General features: G+C 49.3%; 8 protein-coding genes. 1 reads left to right on the top strand and 7 read right to left on the bottom strand.

Features of this window, described 5'->3' with window-relative positions:
* The 4 genes from JF818_RS01575 to JF818_RS01560 form a co-directional block, all read right to left on the bottom strand.
* Window positions 1–652: AMP-binding protein (locus tag JF818_RS01575; RefSeq protein WP_198890239.1), on the bottom strand; the 652-nt coding region annotated here is incomplete at its 3' end.
* Window positions 649–1,440 carry an MBL fold metallo-hydrolase gene (locus JF818_RS01570; RefSeq protein WP_233065413.1) on the bottom strand — a complete coding sequence of 264 codons (792 nt, stop codon included), beginning with the start codon at window positions 1,438–1,440 and terminating at the stop codon, window positions 649–651. The genes JF818_RS01570 and JF818_RS01575, both read right to left, overlap by 4 nt.
* Entirely contained in the window at window positions 1,425–1,760 is a 336-nt protein-coding gene (locus tag JF818_RS01565; protein WP_198890238.1) for an arsenate reductase family protein, read from the bottom strand. Before JF818_RS01565 ends, JF818_RS01570 begins: the two co-directional genes overlap by 16 nt.
* An 84-nt stretch (window positions 1,761–1,844) precedes the next feature.
* Window positions 1,845–3,764, bottom strand: coding sequence for a long-chain fatty acid--CoA ligase (locus JF818_RS01560; RefSeq protein WP_198890237.1), 1,920 nt, complete (start codon window positions 3,762–3,764; stop codon window positions 1,845–1,847).
* Window positions 3,765–3,980: 216 nt separating this feature from the next.
* On the opposite strand from JF818_RS01560, the gene asnS reads away from it, so the two are divergent.
* Window positions 3,981–5,369, top strand: coding sequence for an asparagine--tRNA ligase (asnS, locus tag JF818_RS01555; RefSeq protein WP_198890236.1), 1,389 nt, complete (start codon window positions 3,981–3,983; stop codon window positions 5,367–5,369).
* A gap of 27 nt (window positions 5,370–5,396) precedes the next feature.
* On the opposite strand, the gene JF818_RS01550 is transcribed toward asnS, so the two are convergent.
* The 3 genes from JF818_RS01550 to JF818_RS01540 form a co-directional block, all read right to left on the bottom strand.
* Window positions 5,397–5,954 carry a response regulator transcription factor gene (locus JF818_RS01550; protein ID WP_198890235.1) on the bottom strand — a complete coding sequence of 186 codons (558 nt, stop codon included), beginning with the start codon at window positions 5,952–5,954 and terminating at the stop codon, window positions 5,397–5,399.
* An 18-nt stretch (window positions 5,955–5,972) separates the two neighbouring features.
* The gene (locus tag JF818_RS01545) at window positions 5,973–6,518 is read right to left on the bottom strand and encodes a DUF188 domain-containing protein (RefSeq protein WP_198890234.1); all 546 of its coding nucleotides are present in this window, start codon (window positions 6,516–6,518) and stop codon (window positions 5,973–5,975) included.
* 4 nt (window positions 6,519–6,522) lie between these two features.
* Window positions 6,523–8,250 (bottom strand): glycoside hydrolase family 2 protein (locus JF818_RS01540; protein WP_198890233.1); only part of this gene is annotated, 1,728 nt, incomplete at its 5' end.

Here is an 8,250-nt window from a genome sequence, read left to right as displayed (position 1 = left end):
CACTGGTATAGATCAGGGAGGCCAGATCATCTTCCCGGGCAAGGGAGGCTTCACGAAGCTTCCTTCCTTTCTCATCGATCTTTCTTCGGCTGATATCCTTTCCAGGAGCGGCAGCAAACTGCGTCTTGTCTTCCAATCCTTGCACGATGGATGAAGGGATATGGAACAGGTCTTCCATCCTCACCAGATAGGATTCATTGGCTTGGACGTACGCTTTTGCCTTCTCAAAATGTTTGACGTTTATTACGACACCTTTCGCCCCAGCATGTTCAAGGATCTGGGTGGTTTCCTTGGTTGAAAAATCGGGGAGGATCGGAACGGCTACACATCCAATGGAGGTGATGCCGAAATAGGCAACCATCCAGGTCGGGCAACTCTCCCCCATGATGGCAATCTTATCCCCACGGGAGAATCCAGCTTCAAGGAGGGTTATGGAAATGGCATCCTTCATCAACTTCAGCTGGGCATAGGTAATCTCACTACCCTCTTCTCGGTATGTACGTAAGGCAATCCCGTCCGGATTGCGGCTGGATGTACAATCAACCACTGCGTCCATCGTATACTTGTTGACGGTCTTCATAGTCAGACCATCTTCACGCTTGAGTTTTTTTATTCTCTTCAAGGACCATACTTCTGCTTGTTTTTTCTTCATAAATGCACCTCGTTTTTTGGTCCATACCACTGATTTTTCCTGCATACAGTAAAGGGAAGGTCAGTCATGGACTGTACCACTTTTTCCAGAATCACAGGATCATTGTTACATTCAGAGAGATGGATGAAATAGACATGTTCACCCTTGAAGCCACTCTCACAGAGAAACTGCAAGGCTTGGTCATTGGACAGATGCCCATGATTACCGGAAATCCGCCGCTTCAACATGGCTGGATAGGGACCGGTTCTCAACATCTGTTCATCATAATTCGCTTCCAGAAATAGAATATTTGCATCCCCTGCGAGCATCATCTGTTGCTCGCTGGTGATACCTGTATCGGTCAGTACCATGTAATGGGTATCCTGGTGGGTAATATACCAACCAACAGAACCTCCACTGTCATGACTTGTTTCAAAACAGAACAGGGAGAAGGGTCCGACCTCGACAAGTTCCGATGTACAAACTGTCTGTAGTCTTCCCTCTGGAATACCCAGCTTTTCGATCAACAGCGGTTGCTCAGCAACCATACGATCGTGGGCATACACGGGTATGGGCAATCTCCGGGAAAGCACCCCTACACCACGTGCATGGTCAGGATGGAGATGGGTGAGGAATACCGCCTGTACGGTAGATAGAGGTACAGAGAACTGCGACAGACGTCTTGTGAGCTCCACAACACTGTAGCCCTGGTCAATCAAGATGGAGACGGTACCATCGGTGAAAAGATAACTGTTTCCACTGGACCCACTGCCCAGAACGGCATACTGCACCATCAAAGCGTTCCCCATGCAGTAAGTATTGCTGGATCATAGCCTAGGTGAACCTTTCCCTTATAGCGAAGCACTGGAGTCTTAAGCAGCTGGGGATGCTCTGCCAACTCCTGGGCAGCATCAAAGCTTCTCCATGCATAACCTTCTTTTATATAATAGGCACTAGACTCATCGATCAACGTTTCAGCGTCATATGCGCTGAAAAGCGAACGCCACTCCCCTTCGGAGAGTGTGCGTTGGCTCAAGTCAACAAACTGGAAGGCAATGCTGCGTTCTTTGCAGCTCCTGATTGCCTTCGCTGTTTCTTTGCATTTTTTTGTTCCGATAATCTGAATCATGCCTTCCCCTGTCATCTATCTACATCTTCATAGTATAGCAGACAGGGTAAAAAGGCAAGAAACCAGACAGATTGCCGAAACGTGTCAACTCACGAAGAGATCATCAATCTCACGTTGGTAGATACGGTTGATCTCAAATCGCTTCAGTTCCTGCTTTGCACTCAGTTCCTTACCTACCTCAAAGCTCTTGGAGAGGAGACGGAAGCGAGCGATATGCTCGAAACTCTTGAAACCATGTTTGCTGTTGATGATATCTCCGATTGTTTGCTCGATCAGGCTTTTCACTTCCTGCATCTGATACAACTTATCGGCGAGGTAGGGAATTTCCTTCTCCTTGAGATACTCCTCAATTCGTTGTTTGTTGAGTACGATCAAGGCACCCAGATACTTCTTGTCCTGCCCGAGTACAATGGCCTGTTCAATGAATTCACTCTCACAGAGTTTTGCCTCGATGGGTACCGGTTCAAGGTTCTCACCTCCCGCCAGGACGATGGTATCCTTTGCCCTTCCGCTAAGAGCAAACTCACCGCGGTGGGTCCAGATACCCAGGTCACCGGTGTTAAGCCAACCATTCTCATCCAATACCAATCGGGTAAGATCAGGACGCTTGTAGTAGCCCTTCATTACCTGTGGTCCACGGACCATGACAATGCCTTTCTCACCGGGCTTTGCTTCCTGGTTTTGCTCAGTGACAATGCGTACTTCCGTTCCTTCAAGAGGACTTACCGTACGCTTAACCCCATGAAGCAGGGGACGTACCGCTACCACAGGGGCACTTTCGGTAAGTCCATAGCCGTCAAGCAACTTCACACCGATTGAGGCGAAGAAGATATCCACCCCTGCACTGAGAGAGCCTCCACCGCTAACACCGGCAATGAAATTCTTGCCCAGTTTCTGCTTGACCTTGGAGAAAACCAGATGGTCTCCAGCCTTATACAGCGGGTAGAGCAGTATCATTGGAATAAGTCCAGCCGATACATCAAGGATGCGGCTTCGCTTCTTGAAGGTGGCAACTTCTCCCAGTACCAAGTCCTTGCTTCTGCTGTATATGCTTGCAACCTTGATGAAGAAGGAGAACAGACCTTTTGCAACAGGACTCTTGTTCTTCATACTGGCAAATACTCCGGCCTTTACTGCTTCCCAGATGCGGGGAACAGAACCCATCCAATGGGGATTCACGAGTGCCAGGTCAGCGAGCAGGATTGAACCCAGTGGCTTGGAATAGGCAACTATTGATGCGTTGCCAATGATGACATACTGCAATATTCGTTCAAAGGAGTGCCAAACGGGAAGAACGCTGAGCCAACGCTGACCAGGGGCAAACCTTTCGATCAACTTGGGGACAGCCTCCAACTGGTAGGCAAAGTTTGCATGGGTGAGCATGACTCCCTTTGGGTCACCAGTGGTACCACTGGTAAAGATGATGGTTGCAATTTCCTCACTGTTCCCTTTAGTTCGCTCGCTCTCTACCTTTTTGGCAATTGCATGGTCATCAAGGAGTGCCCTCCCTTCATCCACGAGATCCTGATAACAGAGAATCTCAATCTTGGTGGCGGATGCAGCCTCATCACGTTGCTGATGGGTAAACTCACGATCCATGACAATCAGGTGTTGCAATGCAGGAAGGTTTTCGCTGATGTTGAGAATCTTGCGCAGCTGTACCGCATTCTCGACAAAACAGAATGAGGCTTCAGTTACAGAGAGAATGAAGCTTACTTCATAGGGCATTGCATCCCGACCGCGGGGAACATCAGCAGCCCCCAGGCTGAGGATAGCCAAATCGCTGGCGAGCCATTCACGGCGGTTGTCACTGATCAGGCCAACCAGGTCTCCGCGTTTAACGCCATGGTTCATCAGACTGGCAGCCAAGCTATTCACTTCACTATAGAGGTCAGAATAGGAAATCGACTGAAAAACGCCGTTCTTGTCCTTGCTCATCTGAACGGTGTATGCGGGATATTGTGTAACGACCTCTGCAAATATCTGTGGTATGGTCTTATACATAGTAGCCTCCGTGTATGGTACTATCTATTATATAAACACATTTTCATTATTTGTCAATCTGTCAAAATAAACATATCGCAAACCTTTCTCCTTATATTTCCTACACCTAGGAGAATTCCCCCAAGCAGAGCCAAAACTACGAGAAATGTCATCATTATTGACTCTTTATAGGGAAACAAATCATAATGGCCAAATATGATAAGGAGAGACTTTTCCATGAAAGAACGAATTTCTACATTGCTCAAGAGAGAACCACAGGCTGAATTTGTTGTGGCAGAAGGCTGGGTAAGGACCAAGCGAGACAGTAAGAATGTATGCTTCCTTGAGGTCAATGATGGTTCGTGTCTTAAGGGACTGCAGGTTGTCATCGACAAGGAGCAGCTTCCTGACCTCTCCATTCTCAACGATATCACCACCGGTTGTTCAGTTATCTGCAAGGGCCCAATCGTTGCAAGCGCAGGTGGCAACCAAGCAGTTGAGATGGCCACTGTCGACGTGCAGGTAGTGGGTCCCTGTCCGGTGGATACCTATCCTCTCCAGAAGAAACGGCATACCATCGAGTATCTTCGTGAGATTGCCCACCTGAGAGCGAGAACGAACATGTTTGGTGCAGTAGCACGGGTGAGAAATACCTTGAGCTATGCGGTCCACACCTTTTTCCAGGAACATGGGTTCTCCTATGTGCACACCCCAATCATCAGCGCAAGCGATTGTGAGGGAGCAGGTGAACAGTTTTTGGTCACCACCCTGGATTTGGACAACATTCCCCGCAGTGAAGATGGAAAGATCGATTACGCAAAGGACTTCTTTGGCCGTGAAGCCTATCTTACTGTAAGTGGGCAGCTGGAGGGAGAGACCTACGCAATGGCATTGAAGAACATCTACACCTTCGGCCCCACCTTCAGGGCAGAGAATTCCAATACCAAGAGACATCTCTCTGAGTTCTGGATGGTTGAACCTGAGATGGCTTTCTGTACGCTCGAAGGGAATATGGAACTAGCTGAGGAGTTCCTCAAATACCTGTTCAAGACCGTGTTGGAGGAGTGTGCAGAAGATATGGCCTTCTTCAGCAAGTTTGTACAATCGGGAGTACAAGAAACACTCAAGTCAATCGTGGAGACACCGTTTGCCCACCTGACCTACACTGAGGCAATTGAGGAACTCTCAAAGCATAACGACAAGTTTGAGTTCCCGGTCTCCTGGGGCAGTGACTTGCAGAGTGAACATGAGAAATTCCTTACTGAAGAGATATGCAAGAGACCAGTGATCGTGACCGACTATCCCAAGGAGATCAAGGCTTTCTACATGAAGCTGAATGAGGACGGGAAGACAGTGCGTGGCATGGATGTCCTGGTTCCCCGCCTGGGTGAGATCATCGGCGGCAGTGAACGTGAGGCAGACCTGGACATATTGACCAAACGCATGGAAGAACTCGACCTCAATCCTGATGATTACTGGTGGTATCTTGACCTGAGACGGTTTGGAACAGTACCTCATGCCGGATTCGGTCTTGGGTTCGAGCGCTTGGTGCAGTACGTCACGGGGATGGGAAATATCCGCGACGTCATACCCTACCCAAGGGCTCCCAAACTGGCAGACTTCTAATTTAAAGGCGGCATTGGCCGCCTTTTTTTATTGATAAAGCGAGAACAATGCCCAGACGATCAATTGGCTGGTAGTGTGCACCCCGCTTTTAAGGAACAGATGCTTCTTGTGTGCAATGACTGTCGACACCTTGATACCTAGGAGAGAGGCAATCTGACGGGTTTCCTGGCCACTTACCATAAGGGTAAGTACCTGCTGTTCCCTCCTGGTCAGAACAGCAGGATGCTCATTGACTCCATCATGAGGATGGGGAGCGGAGAGAAATCTCCCCAGCATCATCTCAAGCAGTGGCTCACTACAGGTAAGGGAGAGTACAATCGTGTACTGGTCCTCCAGCAAGGAACACATCATTTTCATCGATTTCGGACAAAAGATAAGGAGGTTCTTGGACGGTAACATCCTCTTCATCTGCACAACCGAGGGAAGGTCGGGGCAGTAGCAGATGCAGTTTCTCATCTCAATTTCCGGGGAGTGAGTACCAAGACGGTGTGCATGGAGTCTCAGCTGAGGATAACCGGCCAGTCGACTCAGCATCCTTTCCCGTTCAAATGCATTACGGTAGAGTAAGATTGTTTCATGGTTCATGTCCTCCTAAGAGGCAGATCAGGTATTTTGCTTCAGCATGCTGGTAAGCAGTGCATCAAACGAATCGCTGAAAGCCTTGGTCTGCTTTCCACTCATCCTGGAGTGTTGTTCGCTGAAAATACCCAACTCCCTGAACTCTGTCATGGCATTACGGATGGAGAGTCTCTCTGCCATATTCTCTTCGGTATAGGTGTTCCCCCGATCATCAAGCACGGTGATACCTTTCTCTACCAAACGACCAGCGAGAGGAATGTCATGGGTGATGGCAAGGGCAGGTGGTACAGCATGGTCGACAATCCAGTCATCGGCACTGTCATCCCCCTTCTCCACCTGCACCTGATTGATAGGGCTCTTTATGTCCCGGAGGGCAATCTGATCATTTATTCCCTGCTTCTTTGCTTCACTACGCAAGGCATTGGTATGCTGTTGGTAGGCTTGCTCCACATCCTTGAGCACTCGGTCTGCAACAAAGTATACCGTGAGATTTCGCCGGATTACCGCCTTGAGAATGATCTGTCTCAGGTTTCGCGGACAGGAGTCCGCATCTACATATAGGGTAAACATGCGCCTAGACTACCGTAAACTGGAGGGTTTTGTCACCCACGGGAGATGAGACATGCAATACTGACTCACCCACCATCCCCATGGTACGTAGATAGATCACTGAACTACCGCCGATGGTGTTTATCTGTGAAGGAGTTGCCATGGACAACACTCCAGATATAGAGACTGAGAGAGGGATATGTGCATATGGCAAAGGCAGATGCCCACCTTCCTTCCTCACCTCCACGCGTACAGAGACCATATCATATGTAGCTTCCTTTATGGTGAGATTACAACGGTTAGCAATAAGATGGAGGGAAGGTTTTCCCCCTTGCCTGCATGTCTCAGTTGCAACCACTTCCCCTCCTACCAATCCCTCAAAGACCCAGATGCCTCCCTCACTCCCCCAATTTCCAACATACCTGGTGAATAGATCAACCGCATCCTGGTAACGAAGATGATGTTTTTTCAGGAAAATGCCCATCCTAAGGACATCACCAGCCTTGAGAGATCCACCCTGTCTCCCCACTTTTCCAAGCAGACGGGCAAGGGATGGTATCTCCCGCTCTCTCAGGTAAGGTTCTGCCTTCAGTCGGTCCCCGATGAAATCGTCGATGATAACCGGTGGATGGGAAAGATGAGGAAACATCTTTCTCTGGGGATGAAAGAGTCCTACCACACGGTCATTGTAGCGCAATCTGACCTCTTCACAATTGGTGGCGACCACCGCAGGGGGGAGTGCCGCTCCCGGGTAATCCCCACCATCCATGGAAGAGAGCACCGAAAGGACGTAGGGGCTATCCTTCTGGCTTCTATAGATATGGGCAGCAGCCTTATCAGTGCGGAATATGTCCATCACGCCGTGGTAGCAGATCTGGTCCCCACTCCCAAAATTGGCATGGGTAAAGTAGTCATGCATGCACCAACCGATGACTCCGCTCAGGCCTTCTGTGGCCAAACCCTGGTCAAGCACCCTTGCATGACGTAGTGCATGTTCTGCCCTCAGAAGAGGAGAATCGAACGACTTACAGGGATACATATGGCCGCAAAACTCACTTACCAAGTATGGCAAATCCTTTTCGCAAACCTGACTCTTCTTCTGGAGGGCTCTTCCCTTCCCTGCATATGAGAAATCGTTGTAGGTGTACACGTCTTCAAGAAACTGGCTCTTCTTCAGGTTCCGAACCCCTGCCGTGGCACGATTGGGGTCAAGAGTCCTCGCTAATCGGTTGGTCTCCTGGTAGAGACTCTCGTCATCCGGGGATTCATTGATCCTCACACCCCAAAGGATAATGGATGGATGGTTGTAGTCACGCTCAATCATACCCTGCACATTCTGCAGGCATTGTTCTCTCCAATGCTTATCCTTCCCAATATGTTGCCATCCTGGAATCTCCTCGAAGACAAGCAAGCCCAGTCGGTCACAGGCATCCAGGAATGCAGGATGCTGTGGATAGTGGCTTGTCCTGACCAGATTCACCCCGAGCTCCTTCAAGATGCTTGCATCTTCCCTTTGCAGTGAAGGAGGTGCTGCATATCCCAGGAAGGGATAATCCTGGTGACGATTCAAACCCACGATTGGAATGGGCTTTCCGTTCAGCAAGAACCCATCCTTGGTAAACTGAGCACTCCTACTCCCGAAGGTGAGTATTCTCTCATCGCTCTCTCCTAGCCTAACTACCAAGGTATAGAGAAAGGGGTTTTCCAAGGTCCATGGCTGCAAATCCAAGCCATCCATTGCAAGGAAGAAAAT

This window comes from Sphaerochaeta sp. S2, from assembly GCF_016406725.1.
Taxonomy (GTDB): domain Bacteria; phylum Spirochaetota; class Spirochaetia; order Sphaerochaetales; family Sphaerochaetaceae; genus Sphaerochaeta.
This window is presented reverse-complemented; position numbering and strand designations above follow the sequence as displayed.

What these genes read in the sequence shown, in the direction of transcription:
- JF818_RS01545 (WP_198890234.1), bottom strand. Translation starts at nt 6,518, where the DNA reads ATGTTTACCCTATATGTAGATGCGGACTCCTGTCCGCGAAACCTGAGA.
- JF818_RS01560 (WP_198890237.1), bottom strand. Translation starts at nt 3,764, where the DNA reads ATGTATAAGACCATACCACAGATATTTGCAGAGGTCGTTACACAATAT.
- asnS (WP_198890236.1), top strand. Translation starts at nt 3,981, where the DNA reads ATGAAAGAACGAATTTCTACATTGCTCAAGAGAGAACCACAGGCTGAA.
- JF818_RS01550 (WP_198890235.1), bottom strand. Translation starts at nt 5,954, where the DNA reads ATGAACCATGAAACAATCTTACTCTACCGTAATGCATTTGAACGGGAA.
- JF818_RS01570 (WP_233065413.1), bottom strand. Translation starts at nt 1,440, where the DNA reads ATGGGGAACGCTTTGATGGTGCAGTATGCCGTTCTGGGCAGTGGGTCC.
- JF818_RS01565 (WP_198890238.1), bottom strand. Translation starts at nt 1,760, where the DNA reads ATGATTCAGATTATCGGAACAAAAAAATGCAAAGAAACAGCGAAGGCA.